Source organism: Synechococcus sp. PCC 6312 (genome assembly GCF_000316685.1).
Classification (GTDB): domain Bacteria; phylum Cyanobacteriota; class Cyanobacteriia; order Thermosynechococcales; family Thermosynechococcaceae; genus Pseudocalidococcus.
The window spans coordinates 3,597,814-3,617,201 of record NC_019680.1 but is presented as its reverse complement, the minus strand read 5'-3'; the positions used below and the strand labels follow the sequence as shown (position 1 = coordinate 3,617,201).

Here is a 19,388-nt window from a genome sequence, read left to right as displayed (position 1 = left end):
TCAGAAAGATGATTTAGCTACTTTTGGGACAATCAAATGGATCGAGAGGACTTTAATCTTAAGTTGACAGATTGATTGAATTGGCCCCGACTGCCCCGTATATCTTATTTTTCCCCTCGTTCCTCAATGATATAAAAATGACCAATCCAGCTATCATAGACATTCCCCAGGCCCTGAAAACAGCCCAGCACCACCTCAATCAACGGGAATTTGACCAAGCTCAGTCTCTTTGCCAGCAGGTGTTAGGAATTGCCCCCCATACCCCAGGTGCATTCTATCTTTTGGCGTTAATTGCCGATCAACAGGAAAAATACCCGGACGCAATCCAACACTATCAGCGGGTGATCCAACTCCAGCCGGACAACCCCACCGCCTACAATGATTTGGGGAACGCGCTGCAACGCTCCAAAAATATTCTCCAGGCCATTCCCTGCTATCAAAAGGCCATTGCCCTCAAGCCCAACAATGCCCAGGCCTACAGTAACTTAGGGGTCGCGTACCAAGATTTAGGACGTTATGAGGAAGCCCAAGCTGCCTATCGCCAAGGCATTCAAGTCGAACCCACCTACCCCCATACCTACTACAACTTAGGGAAGTCCTTTCAATCCCAAGATCGTCTAGAAGAAGCCATTCTTACCTATCAACGCTGCATCCAGATTGATCCTAGTTATGCCATGGCCTACAACAACATGGGTCTGGCCTTTTACGATCTCGGACAAGTCGAACCTTCCCTGAGAGCCTATGAAAAAGCCCTAGAGATTGATCCCAGCTATGCCAACGGACATCAAAACTATTCCCTAGCATTGTTGTTGGCAGGTAATTACGCCCAGGGGTGGCAAGAATATGAATGGCGGTGGCGTGCTAAGGGCCCCGATAATCGCCCCCCGCGTCCGTTTACACAGCCTATCTGGGACGGCCAAGACCTAAATGGCAAAACGATCCTGATTCACTCTGAGCAAGGCTTTGGGGACACGATTCAATTTGTCCGCTATGCCACGATTGCCGCAGCAAAAGGGGGACGGGTGATTGTGGAATGCCAGGGGCCACTGGTGAGTTTAGTCCGCACTGTCCCAGGAGTCGCTGCCGTGATTCCCCGCGGGGCTGATTTACCCGATTTTGATACCCATGCCGCGACCCTGTCTTTACCCTACATTCTCAAAACCACGGTTGAAACGATTCCTAACCAAGTCCCCTATCTCCGGGCCGATGTTGTTTCCTTGCCCTTACCGACTCCCCAAAAACCAGTCCGCCTCAAAGTCGGGATTGCTTGGGCCGGTAGTCCGGGAAATCGGAATGATCACCGCCGCTCTTGCCCCCTCCATCACTGGCTGCCCCTGTTCAACTTACCCGATGTGGAATTTTACAACCTCTATAAGGGGCCACGCCTGCGGGAAATGCACACGTTGTTCCATGAGGGGAAAGTTCAAAACCTGAGCGAACGGATGCGGACTTTTGCGGATACAGCGGCGTTGATGGCCCAATTGGATTTGATTATTAGCGTGGATTCTTCGCCAGTGCATTTGGCGGGGGCTTTGGGTAAACCGGCCTGGTTGTTACTCTCCTGTGCCAGTGATTGGCGGTGGTTACAAAATCGGACGGATAGCCCCTGGTATCCCACGGTGCGGATGTTTCGCCAGGCCCGGTCACAGGATTGGGATACTGTCATGGCCGAAGTGATCACCGCCTTAAAGAGGGAACTGCAATCTGTAACCCTGCCACCCCCACGTCCTATCAGCCTCCCAACACTCAGACCGACCACAACCACTCCCCCCCGCCTGGCCATTGGCATTAGTTGGGAAATTGGGGTAACTACGGGTTGGCGAGTGTATGGGTTGAATTTAACCTTGGCTCTGCTGAAAACCGAAACCCATTGGCCCTTGCCCCTAACTCCCTTACCGGAACCCCAGGCCCTCAACCCGCTCCATCGCACCCTGATTGAGCCAACCCTACAACCTCAAACCCAACTCCGCTCAATTCTTAGTCAACACCCAGCCAACGAAATTCTCCAGGCCAATTTTGTCTGTCTCCATGCTTTAGGAAATAACTGTGCTTCTTTGCCACTGATGGAGCGACTCCGGGGACAAGCCAATATCGGAGTGATTTTTTCCGAAGACACGGCCTGGGAAACCGAAGCAGTCACGAAAGCAAATCGTTATGACCAAATTGTGGCGGGTTCGGGCTGGAATCAGGAAATTTTACAGAGCGTCGGGATTAAAAATGTGACTACAGTCCATCAGGGGATTGATCCCACCCTCTTTCACCCGGCCCCCAAAGCAGGATTATTTGCTGAGAAGTTTGTGATTTTTTCTGGGGGTAAGTTGGAATATCGGAAAGGTCAGGACATTGTCATTGCTGCGTTTCGGGAATTTCTGGCCTGTCACTCGGATGCTCTTTTGGTCACGGCCTGGCATAATCCCTGGCCAAAAACTATGACCGAAATTGAGCGGGCCGGCCATGTTCAGGGCATACCGACTCTCAAAAATGGGCGTTTGGATGTGGTTGGCTGGTTAGCTGAAAATGGGATTCCACCCCAGGCCGTGGTAGATATTGGTGCTGTTCCCAATCCCCAAATGCCGCCGATTTATCGAGAAGCAGATGTAGCAATTTTCCCAAATCGAGGTGAGGGGGGGACAAACCTAGTGGCGATGGAGTGCCTGGCCTGTGGAGTGCCAACCATTTTGTCAGCCAACACTGGACATTTAGATTTGATCGGGCCTTTAGAAAACCCGACTCATTGCTATCCCCTCAAAACTCAGGCCCCAGTTACTCCAACCGCCCAATTTCGCGGCACAGACGGCTGGGGAGAATCTGAAGTGGCCGAAATTATCTATCACTTAGAGACAATTTATCAGAATCGTTCCGAAGCCCAACAACGCGGTCAAGCGGCGGCTAAGTTTATGACCGACTGGGCCTGGGATAAGCAAACTAAACGATTATTACAAGTCATTCAGGGCCTGGAAACTCAGTAGGTTCATAATCAAGATATTCCTGGTCTCATCATGGCCTACGATAATCTCTGTAAATCCCTTGTGGAGAGCAACCCCAGGCCCTTGGTCACACGGCTGTTGGTCGAACCTGTTGCGGAAATCAAGATTCTCAAAACTGAACTTAGGCAATCACCCGTTGGCGTAAATCCAAGCTGTAACTCATCACCATTACGGTTAACAACAATCATTGAGTGTATCCCTGTTCTCTCCTCTCTGTCCTACTCTTACCTGGAATAGCTATAGTTATCGTTTTTTTGCATTTGCCTACACTTGTTTTTTTACTGAATACTAAGATTTATTGATGACCAGGCCCGAACTTTGACTCCGATTCAAGTTGTTCTAGTAGCCAGAGATCAACGGGTTTACCATCTTTGCGCTTGAGAATGACCGCTACTTGATAAACCAGGCCTGAGCCAGGGGGAGCCGGACTTTGTTGAAATTGAATCTCATAATCCTGCGGGTTTTCTTGGCGTAGTTTTAACCAATCTGCCACCTTGGCCTGGGCAAAAAAGGACTGACCCTGGGCAAACATCTGGCTGATTTGCAACACTAAGCTGTGGGGTAAATAGCGGGCCATAGATTTAATTCCCTGATTATGCTGATCTATACAATTCAATCACCAGACCTAGTTCTAGATATTTTGCTCTATTGCCCAAATTCCGAGCGGGCCTGCTCCACCAATTCTGGGGTGACTTCATCTAGGGCCTGTTGACGGGCCAGTTCTTCAATCCGTTGCCGGGCCTGGGTACGGACAAAGTAGGGGATGTTCTGGAGTTTTATTTCTGCCGCTTTTGACCAAGGTAAGGCCCCACCTAGATCCCTGTTGTTCATGTGATCAATCTCAATCAATTGTGTCCCCATCTGTCCTGATCCTAGCCCAGAGGTTCTGCCCTAGCTGAGTTTTTTGTTCCAGGGGCCTGGGAATTGATAATTTTTAATGGTTGTCCGAGCTGATTGAACGCTATCCGCTGATTTCCGGTGAAGATTCTTGCCAACAGGCCCTTAACCCTGACTAAATCCGCTACGATCAGATCTCGGCCTGAATTTTGGCATCTTTCTAGGCTCCGTCCCAGGCCCTAACCCTTTGGCGTTTTAGTTTAGACATTGGCAAGAGGCATTATTTTGACTTCGACACAGACTCCCCTTAAAGTTACCCAAGAAAAATTACCCGCCAGCCAAGTTGGCCTGGAAATTGAAATCCCCGGAGCCACCTGCCAGGAAGTCTATGACAAAGTGGTTGCCAAAGTTTTGCGCTCCACCTCTGTACCAGGTTTTCGGAAAGGCAAAGTCCCGCGCCACATTTTGCTCCAACGGGTCGGGATTGGTAATCTCAAAATTGCGGCTCTTGAAGAATTAGTTGACACCAGCATTAAAGCTGCAATTCGCCAAGAAGATATTCCGGCTTTGGGTAATTTGCAACTTCGCTCTAAGTTTGAAGACCTGATTGCCACCTTTGAACCCGGCCAACCCCTCGTTATTTCCGCCAGTGTCGATGTCAACCCAGATGTAACTTTGGCTACTTACACCGGCCTGGTTGTCGAGTATGAACCGGCCCAGCCAGACCCCGATTATGTCAGCAAAACCCTGGCCCATCACCAAAATGAGCGGGCAACCCTGCTCCCCGTTGAAGATCGCCCAGCCCAGGCCGGGGATGTTGCGGTTGTTGACTTTCGCGCGGTTTTTGCCGATACCGAGGAACCGATTGAAAATGCCCAGGCCGAGGACTTTCAACTGGAATTAACCCAAGGGCAGTTTCTTCCGGAACTGATTGAGGGCATTGTTGGGATGGAAGTTGGCCAAACCAAAGAAATTAATCTGACCTTCCCAGCAGACTATTCTGATCAAGACTTGGTGAATCAAGCGGCAGTTTTTTCAGTCACGCTCCATGAGCTTAAGGAAAAAGAACTCCCGCCTTTGGATGATGACTTTGCCCAAGAGATTAGTGAGTTTAAAACCCTGGCCGAGTTGGAAGCATTTTTAAATAGTCGTCAAGCCGAAAATGTTGAAAAAACGACCCGAACCAATCAAGAAGCGGCCCTTCTGAATCAGCTAGTTGAAAATTTAACTGTGGAACTCCCAGAAGTGATGGTTCAGCAGGAAGTGAATTATATTCTCAGTCGTACCCTCTCCCGCCTCAAGAGCCAAGGCCTGGATGTGGGCAACAACATTCCTGAGGAAATACTGGACAGTCTTCGGCAACAGGCCCGCCCAGAAGCCATCGCCCAACTTAAGCGCACCCTAGCTTTAGGTTATGTAGCCAAACAGGAAAAAATTAGCCCCGATCCGGAGGCGATTCAACAGCGAATTGCAGAACTGAATGCATCTATGCAGGATCGCCGTCTTGACCAAAGCCGTCTCAAGGACGTTGTTGAAAGCGAAATTCTCGAGGAGTTAACCGTTAATTGGCTCTTGGAAAAATCGGAACTCAAAATTGCTGCACCCAAACTAGACAGCGAAGCTACCCCTGAAGTCCTTGAGGAACCCCCGGCGGCCACAGCTACCGTTGAAATCTCAGCCACCCCTGTTGATTCCCAGTCTGGGGATGAGGCCGACTCAGAATCTAGCCCAGCCCCCAAAGAAGGCAGTCGTAAACGCAAAAAGCCAAATCCGTCACCAGTCGCGGATAGTTAGGCATAATGAGAGTAGCTAACTCGGGCCAGGCTGGAAGTTCTGCCTAAGACCCACTGATCCAGGGTTAGAAATCAGCGCAGTTTTAAGGTTTTAGTGAATTCTATGCTGCATTCTCGCTCCAACTATCTCAGCCCCACTTCAATGGCAGCACCCTTTGATGCCCAGGCCCCCTATCCCCAGGTGATTGCTCCCCAAGCCAATATTGTGCCGATGGTGGTGGAACAGTCTGGACGGGGAGAGCGGGCCTTTGATATTTACTCACGTCTGTTACGGGAACGGATTATTTTCCTCGGTGGCAGCGGTGGCCAAGGGCGCGGCATTGATGATACGGTTGCCGATTCAATCGTGGCTCAACTCCTGTTTTTGGATGCCGAAGATCCAGAGCGGGATATTTACCTCTACATCAACTCCCCTGGGGGGTCTGTGACGGCGGGGATGGCCATCTATGACACGATGAAACACGTCCGCCCGGATGTCTGTACCCTTTGCTTTGGCCTAGCTGCCAGTATGGGGGCCTTCTTGCTCTCTGGCGGAACTCCGGGTAAACGGATGGCCTTGCCCCACTCCCGCATCATGATTCACCAGCCCTTAGGGGGCGCGCAGGGACAGGCGGTGGATATTGAAATCCAGGCCCGAGAAATCTTGTATCACAAGAAAAAACTCAACGAACTCTTAGCTAGCCATACCAGCCAACCGATTGAGCGGATTGAAGCTGATACGGAACGGGATTTCTTCATGTCAGCGGAAGAAGCCCAGGCCTACGGTTTGATTGATCAGGTGGTCACTCGCCAAACCTTACCCAGCCATGTTGAAGCAGTTCCCGCCTAGGCCTTAAATTGCCCCTAGGTTGCTCATTGAGGTTCCTCATGCCCAAATACGATGCCCATCTCAAATGCTCCTTCTGTGGTAAGTCCCAAGAGCAGGTCAGGAAGTTAATTGCCGGGCCTGGAGTTTATATTTGCGATGAGTGTGTCGAACTCTGTAATGAAATTTTGGATGAGGAACTCTCGTCCCTGGGGGTAGCTCCCCGCCGTGATCCCCAACCAGAACGCCCCCGCAAGCCCCGCTCAACCCTGCCTCCTTTTAACCAAATTCCCAAGCCGCGGGAAATTAAACACTATCTTGATGATCATGTGGTGGGGCAGGATGAAGCTAAAAAAGTCCTGTCAGTGGCTGTTTATAACCATTACAAGCGCCTCAGCCTCTTAGAACATCCCGCCAAGGGAACTGAGGATCATGTCGAGTTACAAAAATCGAATATTCTTTTAATTGGCCCCACTGGCTCTGGGAAAACCCTCCTGGCCCAAACCTTGGCCAAGATGTTGGATGTCCCCTTTGCGGTGGCCGATGCGACTACCCTAACGGAAGCGGGTTATGTGGGCGAGGATGTGGAGAATATTCTCCTGCGGCTTTTGCAAACAGCTAATTTAGATGTAGAAGAAGCCCAACGGGGGATTATTTACATTGATGAGATTGATAAAATCGCCCGCAAAAGCGAAAACCCCTCCATTACCCGAGATGTTTCTGGCGAAGGGGTTCAGCAAGCTCTGTTGAAAATGTTGGAAGGCACAACAGCCAATGTTCCCCCCCAAGGGGGCCGCAAGCATCCCTATCAAGACTGTATTCAAATTGACACCACAAATATCCTCTTTATCTGTGGTGGGGCCTTCGTTGGCTTGGAAAAGGTGGTAGAGCAACGGGTGGGTAAAAAAGCGATGGGGTTTGTCCGGGATGGAGAGAGCCAGGCCAAGGAGAAACGGACGGCCGATATTCTCAAAAATCTAGAACCTGGAGACCTAGTCAAGTTTGGGATGATTCCAGAATTTATTGGTCGGATTCCGGTTGTGGCTGTGTTAGAGTCTCTGGATGAGTCAGCCCTGGTGCGGATTTTGACTGAACCCCGCAATGCCATTCTCAAGCAATATAAGAAACTCTTACACATGGATAATGTCCAACTGGAGTTTCATCCAGCCGCTATCCAGGCCATTGCCCAAGAAGCCCATCGTCGCAAAACCGGAGCCAGAGCCTTACGTGCGATTGTGGAAGAAATTATGTTGGATGTGATGTACGAGTTACCATCCCGAAAAGATTTAACCCGTTGCCAAATTACCCCAGAAATGGTCGAGAAACGCTCTACTGCTGAACTCCTACTGCATCCTTCCTCTATTCCGACCCCTGAATCGGCTTAAGGGCTGTTGCGTTCTCCCCGAGTAATAAAGGCTATCCGTTGACCAATGTTGGCGGCATGATCGGCCATTCTTTCCAAGTTACGAATTATCAACACCAGGACTAAGTTGGGTTCTACGGTTCCGGGGATTTCTAGTCCTTGCGCGAGGGTTTGATATAAGGATTCATAGTCACTATTCACGACTTGATCGAGTTCCCGTAAGTCATTACCGACCGTTGCATCCAAATTTGTAATTGCTAATAGGCTTAAGGACAGCATCATCTGAACGCGCTCAAACATACCGCGGAGGCGGGGTAAGCAAGGGGGGGGGGAGTGGGTAAAGAGCTTTGTTGCCAATTGACCAATTTCTTGGGCATAGTCGCCAATCCGCTCTAGGTCTCGCACCAGTTGTAGCATGGCACTCAGCAAGCGCATATCGTTAGCGACCGGGGCCTGGAGGGTGATAATCCCAATGCAGTTGGCTTCGATGTGATGGTAAAGGCGGTCTGTCTCGATTTCTTGGGCAATAATGGCGGTGGCGGCGGTCAAGTTCTGCTCAAAAATTGCTTGAAAGGCCAGGGAGCAGGATGTTTCAACGAGGGCCCCCATCCGTAGAACATCGGCCTGGACGCGTTTAACCTGGCGTTCAAATTGTAAGCGGAGGGGCCGGGAATTAGTCATCGTTGAGCCAAGGAGATCAGGTCATGGTTGTTGGCGTTGATTTAACCTCTCTTTATCATGATCGAACCTAAGCAGGTTATGGGATAGCCAAATGGCTCTAAAAATCATTTGAAGAATTTTTATCCTTTATGATGATAACCCTCAAAATAATTAATCTTTGATAGCGAAGCAAGTAGTCGAGATAACAGCCAGGCCGGGGGAGATTTGATAGGGTAGTGAGGCTTGGCTGACAGATATCCTGATGCAGTCTTTGAAGCTTAGTAGAACCCCTAATGATGAAATTTTATCCAGTTTTTAGATAGTAATCTCTCGCCTACAGTTCATCAGTATTTTTAATTTACCGGATGTTTGAAGTCTAGTTGTGATCATGCTTCTTTCAGATTAACGTTTCATAGTCAGGTAAATCAGCTATATGTTGCGGGGAAGGTACTCAAAGTCTCGATCTCGGCGATTCCGATCACGACAGCGGGGATTTGTTTTGCCCTTGGTTTTGGGGATGGGCCTGTTGATGCTGCTGGTGGCTGTAACGATGACTTTTCGGTCTCAAACTCAAAACACAACCGCCTCAGCCCAAAAAGCCTCAGAACGGAGTATTGCTGTTGCCGAAGTTGGCCTGGCTCGAATGCAGGATTTTTTCAGTCGAAATCGCGGTTTATTGCGTCAAAACTACCCTTGGGCTGGAGCGAGTGGTCGTCCTTTGGATAGTTTGGGCTGTACGTCTGCTAATAACACCTATACTGAAGCCAACAGTTTCAATAATCTAGTTAGTGTTGATGGTGGGCAATTTCAAGTTGTTAGTTATGCCGCTCCTGGTACAGTTCCTGGTACAGGTATATTAACGTTACAGGGAGATGCCACAGTTGGAAGTGAGGTCAAAGCAAAAACTCAACTGAGGGCTAATATTCCGATTTCCCGCAGCGTTGTCCCTTCCTCAACGACACCCGTTCTTTGGGCTGAAAATTACACCTTTTCTGGTTCCGGGACACAGGTAAATACAACTTCTGCAGATCGGATTATTGAAGCGAAATGTGGCACGCTCAGTTCATCAGTTGGGACAGGAAATCGGATCGCTGCCGGACAAGTAACCTCTAGCCCGACTCAAACCCTACCAACACCTTTAACGGCCCCAGCTTCAGTAATTGCCTTGGGAAATGTAAACTCAGGTGTAACAATCTTACCTAGAGCAACAGATATATCATCCTACCCAACAGGAAATGGTTCAGTTGCAGGTGAGTATGTTTATACTGCTAACGTCAACCTTCCGACTGGAACATCTCAAGTTATTGTCACTCCAGGCCGAAAAGTAACGATTTATCTCTCGGGCGGGGCGGCTAATTTACTCACGGCTCTTTCAGCAGGTGGTTCTTCCACAACTCGGGTAAAAATTGGTCACGACTGTACTGATACTGATTCACCAGCAGATGGGATGTCTAATGGTTCAACTGTTGTGACGGGATGTACGGCAAGTAACTTTAAGATTATTGGTACAACAAATACCGATACAATTACCCTCGCTAGCCGTCATACGGTGGGAGGTAGTTCAAACTTACAGACAACAACTGAGGCTATCATTATTGCCCCCAACGCAACTGTTACGATTGGTCAGTCAAACTATACAACTCGTTTTAAGGGGATGATTTGGGCGAAAACAATTGATTTATCCCAAGGAACTTCGACTTTTGAACCTTCTAGCGTGGCCTGGACAACGTTGCAACCAACATTACCGCCCATTAGTCCCCCTGGTAGTGTTCTGCCCCTGAGCATGGATACCTTTAGTAAGTGGGAACGGGTGGCGATACCATGAAGCAACTGTTGACGCTCCCGATGTTCCGAGTTCGTTATTCATTACTTCTGAAGTCTAAAAATCAAGGCTTCTCATTAGTTGAAGCCATTGTGGGGATGTTGATTGCTCTGCTGTTTGTGACAACCTCATTGCAGCTAATGGTTTATGCGTTGGTGTTGGCCTCTCAAGGACGAGGATCCAGTACGGCTAAAAATTGGATTCAAGAGGATTTAGAACAAGTCAAAAGTTTAGCAGCGGCATATAAATCAACAATTCTAAGCTCGGCGACTACGGTGGGAGCAACAACATTAACAGTGGGTTGGACTACGGGGTTTGCCACTGGGGATATTGTTCGTGTCGGCTCTGACCCCAATAACTACACAGTGAGCGGAGTTTCGGGAACTACTTTAACCCTCTCTTCGGGGATGACCACTGTTCAATCAGCTAATGCTAACGTCACCGCCGTCAATATGTGCAATGCTTCAACTGCTGCCTCTGGGTTTGCCTTTGCTTTACGTTCTAATCTTCCCTCTGTCGCCACAACAACTAAAACCATTGGAGGGAAAAACTACACTTTGTCTCGTGGGAGTGCCGGAGGAGGAACAACCCCAGCTATTTCGTCTACCCCTCCCTTTAATGTCTTACAAATTTCCTACAAGGTTGTCCCAGCAGGTGAGACCAATCCCATTGCGACTCTTGACACAGAGGTGATTCCCGATGCGGCGATTAAATGTCCCTAATTCTAAGGGGTTTACGTTACCAGAAATGCTAGCAGTGGTGGTCATTATTGGCATTTTAGCGGCTATTTTTATCCCTAGTTTCCTGGCCTGGCTCAATAATCAACGGATTAGAGACGGGTTGGTTAGAGTTGAAGGAGCGCTGAAAGAGGCCCAACGAGAGGCTATCCGGCAGAGCAAGACTTGTACAGTAAATGTCGTTACAGGTAGCAACGCGAGCTTGTCAGGTAATTGCCTTGTAACGGGTACTAGGAGATTTGATAGCAACTGGCTAACTGGTACTATTCAAATTGACTCTAACCGAAGTGACATAAACTTCTTTGTTGGCGGTACTACAAATGCACAAGGTACAATTGTTGTTTCTATGCCAAATACTAATGCTCAGTCACTTTGCTTAGTAATTTCTAATGGAATTTCCTTGATGAGAAAAGGAGCCTATACCGGAGATATTTCTAATCCTGTGGCTACTTCATGTAATACAATTCAAATACAATAATGAAAAATAAGTCTAAGAGATTGCAAAATAAAGGCTTTACGCTGACAGAACTTCTTGTTGGGGCTGCACTTGCTGGTGTAGTTATTGCTTTTTTGGGATATGGACTTGTTGCTCTACTGGGACAAGACAGAAATACTCAATCTAATGGTGAGCGTTCTGTTGAGATCGATCGGGCATTGGGCTATTTATCTGGCGATATTCGAGAGACTAAGTCTATAAGCCTACCCACCGGATACACTATTTCTGGTTCCGGATGTGAAATACGCACTCCAGTCCTTTATCTTAAGAATCCTGACAACAGTAATACTATCTACTATATTCGGGACATAAGTGCCTGTACTGGCTCAGAATGGTATAAGCCTAATGTACTTCATCGAGTGGGCCCTCCCGGCACCAGTCCGGCTGATCCGCCAACTTCGTTCAGTAGTTCACTAGGTAATGTTCTTCTTGATGGTTTGCAGGATCCAATAGGAGGTTTCTCTTGTACTACAGGAACACAAACTGGTACTAAAGGTTTTTATGCCTGCATTGAAAGTCCTCGCTCTGTTACAGTTCACATTTTTGGTCGGGGTTCAAAAGGTGAAACAATGCCAGTTCAATCGACGCGGGTGGCGGTGCGGGGACGTTAAGACTTATTTGCGCTTGCCCTTATTCCAGGCCCTTGGTACGGTAACGACCCAGAAGATGCGCGTAAACGTAAGAAAGTTGACAACCCATGAGGAAAATAGCACAGGTTAAATAGATCCAGAGTAGCAAGATCATCACGTTGCCGATAACACCATAGGAGAGAAAATGACTGCCAATCGTAATGATGCTATTGCTAACTAGCTGTTGTAATCCCTTGAGTAATCCCGTTGTTAGTAGTGCTCCTAGCCAAATATCTCGCCACTGAACCCGAGCTGATGGCAGAATCTTAAAAAGAATACTAGTTGCTAAAGCTAAGAGAAAGAGGGATGAAACACCTTGTAGGCCCTGGGCTAGTTTGAAGTTGTCAAGCTGGAGAAGCGAGAAGCTATCTTGAAACGTCGCAACCAACATTAAAATCAATTCAACAACGATATTCATTATTAACGAAACAAAGAGTAGTAATGCGGTACCAATGACTAATAAAAAGGCCAACAGTCTATTGAGCAGAATTGAAAGCATTGCCCCTTGTAAGGATGGCGGCTGAGGCCTGGGGTATTGGGACTGCCAAATCTGATTGATGGCGGTTCTTAAGCTGGTAAAGACTGTACTGGCTGAAAACAGGAGGAGAATGAACCCCACCAGGCCGGCTCCCGTACTACTTTGATGAAGCGCATACATCGTCTCCTGGACTAGATCATGAACGGTTGTGGGGAGGAATGGCTCAATACTGGCTTTGATGGTTTGAAATCCTACGCTACCCGGCCCCAGGAAGTATCCCAGGCCACTGAGTGCCACTAGTAGCAACGGAAAGAGAGACAACAGGGCATAGTAGGCTAAGGCTGCGGCCATCTGTGTGCAGTGATTTTGGTTCCAGAGTCGCCCCGTTTGTACGATCAATTGGGTGGGGGTGGCGGGTAAAACCACAGACTGTAGATAACGGATAATCTGCGCGACTGAGGCACGGGGGAAGTTATTTCGTTTCAGGGGCATGATAGTTTGGAGTTACTCCATGGTTGAGGTTAAAATGCCATTGCCAGAGCTTGAGCAGCTTTCCTTGCCTCAATTAGTGGCCCAGATGGTAGTGGTGCGGGCCAGTGGTCATATTTTTGATCAGGAAATTCAGTATCCGGCCTGGGAGCCACCTACAGATATTCTCAATCACTGGGTCAACGATTTGGGCGTGGGGGGTGTCATTTTCCTGGGGGGGAGTGCGGCGGAACTATCCCATCGCTGTCAAGAATTACAATCCCAGGCCCCGATTCCTTTACTACTAGCGGCGGATATTGAAGAGGGTGTTGGGCAAAGATTTTCAGGAGCCGTAGAATTTCCACCCCCATTAGCCTTAGCGGAAATTGCCCAAACTCAACCGGAACGCGCCCAAAACTACGCCACTAAAATGGGGGCTTGTATTGCTAGGGAAGCTCTCGGTATTGGCTTAAATTGGGTCTTGGCCCCGGTCGTAGATGTTAACAACAACCCCGCGAATCCGGTGATTAATGTCCGGGCTTTTGGGGAACGTCCTGAAATTGTCAGTCAATTAGCCTGCGCTTTTATTCAAGGGGCCAGAATCTATCCAGTTTTGACGGCGGCGAAACATTTCCCAGGCCACGGGGATACGGCTACAGATTCCCATTTAGATTTGCCCGTTCTCCCCCATGACCGTAACCGTTTAGAAACCATTGAATGGCCGCCTTTTCGAGCCGCAATTGCCGCCGGGGTAGATACAATCATGAGCGCGCATTTATTAATTCCCTCTTTAGATGACATCTATCCCGCGACCTTATCCTATAAAGCTTTAACAGAAGAACTCCGCCAGGCCTGGGGCTTTCAGGGGTTAATTGTCACAGATGCGTTAGTCATGGGAGCCATTGCCAATCGTTATGGTGCAAACCAGGCCCCAGTCATGGCCGTCAAAGCGGGGGCTGATATTTTGTTAATGCCCGTTGATCCACCGGGTGCGATTGACGCTGTTGTTGCGGCCGTGGAAGCTGGAGAAATTAGTCGCCAACGGATTGAGGCATCAGTGACTCGCATTTTTGCCGCCAAAGCGAGAGTTTTTACTGAACCCTCAGACTTTCGGTTAAATTCACTTTCTCATCCCGAAGATTGGCAACTCAGTGCGGAAATTCTCAGGGCATCGCAAATTGCCAGTGATCTGCCTTGTCAACTACGAGCAAATCCCAATGGCATTAATTGTCTTATTGTGGATGATTTGTTACATCAAGATTATCTGAGTCGCACTGCCCCGGCGGTAAAATTACCTGTTCAGTTTGGCTTTAAGCAACTAGAGCTTGTTGATTGCAATACATCTTTAGGGCAGTTAAAGCAGATACCTCAACAACCAACCTTGGTGCAAATTTTTAGCCGTGGGAATCCGTTTCGGGGCCTGGCCGGATTAAGTGAACAAGCCCAAGTTAAAATTCAGCAACTCATCGCCTCAGAACATCTCGTTGGTATCATCATTTATGGTAGTCCTTATGTTTTAGACAGTATCCAGCCTAATCTCCCGAAAGATATTCCCTATGTTTTTAGCTACGGTCATAGTCTAATTGCTCAAAATTTTGCGATTGAAACTCTCTTTCGTCACCCCTAACTCATAAAAATCATGGCTGAATACGACACCATTGCTAACTTGTTCCAGGCCTCGCGAGAGTTACCGTTTCGCTGGCATAGTGAAGCCTACACCTATTTAAAAGAAATTGGCGATGTAACCGACTTAAGGATTCTTGATCTGGCCTGTGGGGAAGGAATCTATAGTCGTTATTTCAAACAACAAGGGGCGGCTCAGGTTGTTGGTGTGGATATTTCACCGGAAATGATTGCCTTAGCTAGGGCGGCTGAAATCCAAAATCCCTTGGGAGTTGAATATTTAGTGGCAGATGTGACAGGCCTGGAGAAGATTGGTGAGTTTGATTTAGTCGTTTCTTCCTATCTAGTTAACCATGCCCCTGATCAATCTACCCTCTTAAAAATGCTCCAGGCCATCGCTAAAAACCTCAAACCCCAGGGGCGAACCATTCACGTTACCAACAACTTAGGCCAGGCTCCGGAAACATTTGATATCTGTACTCCCTATGGCTTTACCAAAACCGCGCAACTACCTTTAACTGAGGGAACTCCCCTAGAAGTTGGCTTCATTTTGCCCGATGGCACTGAATTTAAGGTGATTGATTTTTACCTCAGTCCAACGACCTATGAACAAACTTTTATCCAGGCCGGGTTTACGCCAATTCAATGGATTGCTCCCGAAGTCTCTTCCGAAGGTATCAAAGAGTTAGGTAAAGACTACTGGCAGGCCTGGTTAACTTACAAGCCAATTATAATTATTAAAAGTAAATTAATCTGAAAACCTGGAGTTGATTATGTTTCCTGAGTCTGTGCATGAAAAGTTGAAGCAATTAATAAATAGAAATCAAGAAATCATTGATACCATAAATTCAGAGAGTAAAAATCGTCCAGCACGAGAACTAAAATCTATTGCAGAGTCTCAAGGGTGGTGGTTAGAACGTACTCCTGGGGATCACAAAATTTATAAGCATGATGAATATTTTGAGCATCCCAGTTATTCTGGTTACATTACGATTGATGATTGCAATGACAATTTATATGCCCGCCAAGTCAAAGCTGAACTACAAAAAATATTTGCTCCTAAACAAAAGAAACTCATTCAAGAACTTATTGCTGAGCCGGAGATTCAATCAACTCTTAGAAAATGGTTAACATTTAATACCGAGGTAGCTGAATCTTCAGAGCTTCAAAAATTAGTCAATGAAATTGAAAATTTAAGGCACCAACTTTACATTCGTAATCAAGAAATTCACTTGCTGGCTCACTCAGTTTCTCTTGATACGATTCAAAATAATGTTGAAGATCAGCAAACCTTAGAGGCAATTCTGAATGAAAATCAGCAGTTGATTGACCAAAAAAATGATGAAATTAATCAATTATTTGATAATCTGGCTCAAAAAGAATATGAATTAACTGTATCTACGTATAGAATTGAATCTTTGCAGATAGAGAAAATGAATCTCTTCGCTGAACTTGCACAATTTCAAGAACAGCAGCAGCATCTTGTTGAGTTAGAACAGGAGTTAGTTTATCTCCAACAGTTAGTCGCTAATTTACAAGCTTTTGAGCAACAAGTCGCGCAACTGCAAAGCCAATTAGCTCAGGCCGAGGTTCAACGCCAAAATCAAATTGAGGCCCACCATCAACAACGTCAGCAACTCATTCAACAACATCAAACCATTCAAGATCAACGACAAACCCAACTAGCGACCTTAAATGCCCAAATTCAGCACTTAGAAGCTCAAAACAACCAGCTCCAGGCCTGGGTTGCCGAATTAAAACAAAATCTGAATCAAGCCACCCTAAGCCAGCTTCAACTAGTCCGTACAACTCGCTATGATATTCAAAAACCGCTCTGGATTTCCTCGGCCATTGCTGCTGTGATTGTTGCCTTTAACCCTGGCCCAAAATTGATCAATGCAGTGGCTGTTGCGGCGATTCCTACAGCTACTCTTGCGATGCAAAAACGGCGTGAAAGTCACAGGTTTTAGATTGCAGCTCAAACAGGGGTATAGGCCGATTTCTGAATCAGTTTAGCGATTTGATTGACTAAGTCCACAGGTTGGAACGGTTTCACAAAATAGGCATTTGCCCCCAATTGTTGAGCTTTATAGCGGTGTTGATCGCCACTGCGAGATGTCAGCATTGCCACGGGTAAAGCCTCCCACTGGGGATGATGGCGGACTTCCTGTAACAGGGCAAACCCATCCATACGCGGCATTTCCACATCTGAAATAATTAACCGGATGGGATCACTAATCCGATTGAGCTGCTCCCAGGCCTCTTGTCCATCTCGGCAGGAAATAACCCCATAACCGGCCTGGGTTAACACGCGCTCTAACAGCCGCCGCACCGCTACCGAATCATCCACGATCATCAGGGTTACTTGATCAGGGCGAGACAATTCGGGGGGCGGGGGTGGAGAGGCTGGCAGTTCTGCGGGGCTCTGAAGTAAGAGTTCAAATTGGGGGGGGGAGAGGACTGGCACAACCGCACCTGTTCCCAAAACTGTACAGCCCATCACATAGGGAGGTACTTTAATGGTGGTGTCAAAGGGTTTTAAGACAAACTCCCGCTCTTCTAATAAAGCATCCACCCCTACAGCCATAGGTCGCTCATTCACCTCCACCACCACCCCAATTGCAGCCGTGAGGGGAGCCGCCTTGGTGGGGCGAGCATAGGGTAAAAATTGTTGCAGCGGTGCATAGGGAATCGTCTGATCTTTCCAGATAATTCTAGTTGTCGGGATGCCTGGCTCCATAAACTCGGACAGCTTAATCACCTCCAAAATGTTCACAGAGGGAATTGCCAGGGTAAAGTCATGGGTTTGACACAGCAATAACGGCAGAATGTTCAGAGTTAGGGGTAAGGCCAAAGTGAACGTTGTACCCTGTTGGGGTTTGGTGCTCACCCGAATCGTCCCTCGCAATCGCTCCACTTGCAGCCGCACTACATCCAGGCCGACACCCCGCCCCGATAAATCACCTACTTCCGCCGCTGTAGAAAATCCGGGAGCAAACAAAAATTCTAAGATCTGCTCTTCCGTTAATAGGGAAACCGCCTCGGCCGGACAAAGCCCTTTTTGGACTGCTTTTTGGGTCACTTTTTCCAGATTCACCCCCTGCCCATCATCCACCACACTAATCAAGACCTGATTGCCCGACACTTTAGCCGAGAGAATGATTTTTGCGGTGGGATGTTTACCATTGCGTTGACGGACTGCGGCCGGCTCAACCCCATGATCAAAGGCATTACGGACAAGGTGGGTGAGCGGGGTTTTCAGTTGCTCCAGAATGGCCTGATCTAGTAAGGTATTTTCCCCATGAATTTCCACGCTCAGGGGTTTTTGATAGCGTTGACTAAGGCTATTTAGGGCCGGGATAAATCGTTCAGCAACGACTCGAAAGGGGACAAGCCTGGCATCTGTTAAATCAGCCCGCAAACTGCCTAAAAACTGCCGCCCATCATCTAACGCCGCTTGTAATTCCCGATTGAGGAGGTCAATGTCGGCCCCCGTTTCCTGAATTCGGGCCATGATTTCCTGAAAGTCTTGCAGGGTGGAATGAAGTTCTGTGTAGCGATCAAATTCGAGACTGTCAAATTCCGGGGCGGGATCAGGGGAGACCCCTAGGGGTAAATGATGTCCATTTGCTTTGAGGCTTGGTGCTGTGGCCAGGCGGTCATAGAGGGTTTGCACCTGTTCTCGAATCGGCCCAAATTGGCTAATTCGGCGTTTGAGTTCGCGGCTAATTTGCTGAAACTGGGCCTGGTAGAGGTTTAAGCGTTCTTGACTAATCAGTAACTCACTGACTGTATTCCCCATCCGATCCATCCGGGTGAGTGGAATCCGCAAATTCAGGGATGCTTTTTCGGATTTTGCGGTTGGTTCTAATTGAGGTGGACGAGAAGTTGGCTCTAGAGGTGGAGAAGATTCTGGCGTTGCCGGAGTTGGGTTCTGAGGGGATGGAGCAAGTTTTCCGGCTAGAAATTCCGCCCGTTTTAACCGGATTTCACTAATAATGGCAGGGACTAATTCAGCTAATGGGGCCTCACTGCGGAGAACCGTAATGTGTTCAACAACCTCTGTCAGCCAGGCCAGGTTCAGGGTTTGCCCCAACAGTTTTGTCTCCACCAAAAAGGTATTTAGAGCCGCATTAAGAGCTTGACTGGGGTGGGACTGAGCGGCTTCTAATTGCTTGAGGCTATCCTCCAAATCGGTTGTTAAGACAGCTTGGACAATTGGGGAAATCCCGGTGGAGCTAGTTTTTTGGGGTAAGGCCTCACTGGGTAAATCGTTGAGAAATTGATCCAGGGCCTGGAGCAGAGCATTGCGGTTGGGGTCTTGCTGGGGGGATTGCGCCTCGGTGGCAGCCACAACTAAGCCATGAATTTCTTCAACCCCCAAGGCCAACAATTCATGGGCCGTACTGTAGTCTCGGGCCCGCCCCTGATGTAGAGCTTCTAATAAGTCTTCCAAGCGATGGGCTACTTGTTGTAAATCAGGCAGTTGGGCAATTCCAGCCCCCCCTTTGAGGGTATGGGCTGCCCGCATTAATTCTGAATAGGCGGCGAGGGAGGGTTGGGCTTGGCGAGTTAGGGCCTGGACTCCCTGCTCCAGCATCCCCAAATATTCCGGGGCATCCTCTTGGAGAAAGCAAAGGCGGGCTTCACGGGTAATAGCATCAAGGTCAGCAGCATTCAGAGGCATAGG

At 48.2% G+C, this 19,388-nt stretch carries 17 protein-coding genes; 12 read left to right on the top strand and 5 right to left on the bottom strand.

Annotation, left to right across the window (positions count from 1 at the left end; genetic code table 11):
- Positions 1-137: 137 nt before the first annotated feature.
- The gene (locus tag SYN6312_RS18570; protein WP_015126240.1) at positions 138-2,969 is read left to right on the top strand and encodes a tetratricopeptide repeat protein; all 2,832 of its coding nucleotides are present in this window, start codon (positions 138-140) and stop codon (positions 2,967-2,969) included.
- Positions 2,970-2,999: 30 nt separating this feature from the next.
- Complete coding sequence (locus tag SYN6312_RS20445) at positions 3,000-3,224, top strand: hypothetical protein (protein WP_216594243.1); 225 nt, start codon at positions 3,000-3,002, stop codon at positions 3,222-3,224.
- Positions 3,225-3,282: 58 nt separating this feature from the next.
- On the opposite strand, the gene SYN6312_RS17545 is transcribed toward SYN6312_RS20445, so the two are convergent.
- Together SYN6312_RS17545 and SYN6312_RS17540 are read right to left on the bottom strand one after the other, a co-directional pair.
- Positions 3,283-3,564, bottom strand: a complete 282-nt coding sequence (locus tag SYN6312_RS17545; protein ID WP_015126239.1) for a hypothetical protein — start codon at positions 3,562-3,564, stop codon at positions 3,283-3,285.
- Positions 3,565-3,632: 68 nt separating this feature from the next.
- The gene (locus SYN6312_RS17540) at positions 3,633-3,818 is read right to left on the bottom strand and encodes a PCP reductase family protein (RefSeq protein ID WP_041431780.1); all 186 of its coding nucleotides are present in this window, start codon (positions 3,816-3,818) and stop codon (positions 3,633-3,635) included.
- 291 nt (positions 3,819-4,109) lie between these two features.
- On the opposite strand from SYN6312_RS17540, the gene tig reads away from it, so the two are divergent.
- The 3 genes from tig to clpX all read left to right on the top strand — a co-directional run bounded on the left by tig (position 4,110) and on the right by clpX (position 7,807).
- On the top strand, positions 4,110-5,618 hold the full coding sequence (gene tig / locus SYN6312_RS17535; protein ID WP_015126237.1) for a trigger factor: 1,509 nt from the start codon (positions 4,110-4,112) through the stop codon (positions 5,616-5,618).
- 102 nt (positions 5,619-5,720) lie between these two features.
- A complete protein-coding gene (gene clpP / locus SYN6312_RS17530) occupies positions 5,721-6,446 on the top strand; it encodes an ATP-dependent Clp endopeptidase proteolytic subunit ClpP (protein WP_015126236.1) in 726 nt (241 codons plus the stop codon).
- 38 nt (positions 6,447-6,484) lie between these two features.
- Positions 6,485-7,807, top strand: a complete 1,323-nt coding sequence (gene clpX, locus SYN6312_RS17525) for an ATP-dependent protease ATP-binding subunit ClpX (protein ID WP_015126235.1) — start codon at positions 6,485-6,487, stop codon at positions 7,805-7,807.
- Here clpX and phoU read toward each other — a convergent pair.
- The gene (gene phoU, locus SYN6312_RS17520; RefSeq protein WP_015126234.1) at positions 7,804-8,466 is read right to left on the bottom strand and encodes a phosphate signaling complex protein PhoU; all 663 of its coding nucleotides are present in this window, start codon (positions 8,464-8,466) and stop codon (positions 7,804-7,806) included. The genes clpX and phoU overlap by 4 nt on opposite strands.
- A 478-nt stretch (positions 8,467-8,944) precedes the next feature.
- Here phoU and SYN6312_RS17515 point away from each other — a divergent pair, with 478 nt between their 5' ends.
- The 4 genes from SYN6312_RS17515 to SYN6312_RS17500 are packed head-to-tail and all read left to right on the top strand — an operon-like array spanning position 8,945 to position 12,111.
- Positions 8,945-10,270 (top strand): hypothetical protein, encoded by a 1,326-nt coding sequence (locus tag SYN6312_RS17515; protein WP_216594162.1) that lies wholly within the window; start codon positions 8,945-8,947, stop codon positions 10,268-10,270.
- A complete protein-coding gene (locus SYN6312_RS17510) occupies positions 10,267-10,989 on the top strand; it encodes a prepilin-type N-terminal cleavage/methylation domain-containing protein (protein ID WP_015126232.1) in 723 nt (240 codons plus the stop codon). The genes SYN6312_RS17515 and SYN6312_RS17510 overlap by 4 nt, the downstream gene beginning before the upstream one ends.
- Positions 10,967-11,482 (top strand): Tfp pilus assembly protein FimT/FimU, encoded by a 516-nt coding sequence (locus SYN6312_RS18565; RefSeq protein WP_015126231.1) that lies wholly within the window; start codon positions 10,967-10,969, stop codon positions 11,480-11,482. Before SYN6312_RS17510 ends, SYN6312_RS18565 begins: the two co-directional genes overlap by 23 nt.
- Positions 11,482-12,111, top strand: a complete 630-nt coding sequence (locus SYN6312_RS17500; protein ID WP_015126230.1) for a type II secretion system protein J — start codon at positions 11,482-11,484, stop codon at positions 12,109-12,111. The genes SYN6312_RS18565 and SYN6312_RS17500 overlap by 1 nt, the downstream gene beginning before the upstream one ends.
- A gap of 19 nt (positions 12,112-12,130) precedes the next feature.
- Here SYN6312_RS17500 and SYN6312_RS17495 read toward each other — a convergent pair whose 3' ends face one another.
- Positions 12,131-13,099 carry a YihY/virulence factor BrkB family protein gene (locus SYN6312_RS17495; protein ID WP_015126229.1) on the bottom strand — a complete coding sequence of 323 codons (969 nt, stop codon included), beginning with the start codon at positions 13,097-13,099 and terminating at the stop codon, positions 12,131-12,133.
- A gap of 19 nt (positions 13,100-13,118) precedes the next feature.
- Here SYN6312_RS17495 and SYN6312_RS17490 point away from each other — a divergent pair, with 19 nt between their 5' ends.
- From SYN6312_RS17490 to SYN6312_RS17480, 3 genes are read left to right on the top strand one after another with little or no spacing between them, the layout of a single operon-like run.
- Positions 13,119-14,702: a glycoside hydrolase family 3 N-terminal domain-containing protein gene (locus tag SYN6312_RS17490; RefSeq protein WP_015126228.1), complete on the top strand. Its 1,584-nt coding sequence runs from the start codon at positions 13,119-13,121 to the stop codon at positions 14,700-14,702.
- Positions 14,703-14,714: 12 nt separating this feature from the next.
- Positions 14,715-15,455, top strand: coding sequence for a class I SAM-dependent methyltransferase (locus SYN6312_RS17485; RefSeq protein WP_015126227.1), 741 nt, complete (start codon positions 14,715-14,717; stop codon positions 15,453-15,455).
- Positions 15,456-15,471: 16 nt separating this feature from the next.
- Positions 15,472-16,668 carry a hypothetical protein gene (locus SYN6312_RS17480; protein WP_015126226.1) on the top strand — a complete coding sequence of 399 codons (1,197 nt, stop codon included), beginning with the start codon at positions 15,472-15,474 and terminating at the stop codon, positions 16,666-16,668.
- An 8-nt stretch (positions 16,669-16,676) separates the two neighbouring features.
- Here the strand turns inward: SYN6312_RS17480 and SYN6312_RS17475 are convergent, their stop codons facing one another.
- Complete coding sequence (locus tag SYN6312_RS17475) at positions 16,677-19,385, bottom strand: hybrid sensor histidine kinase/response regulator (RefSeq protein WP_015126225.1); 2,709 nt, start codon at positions 19,383-19,385, stop codon at positions 16,677-16,679.
- Between the last annotated feature and the right edge of the window lie 3 nt (positions 19,386-19,388).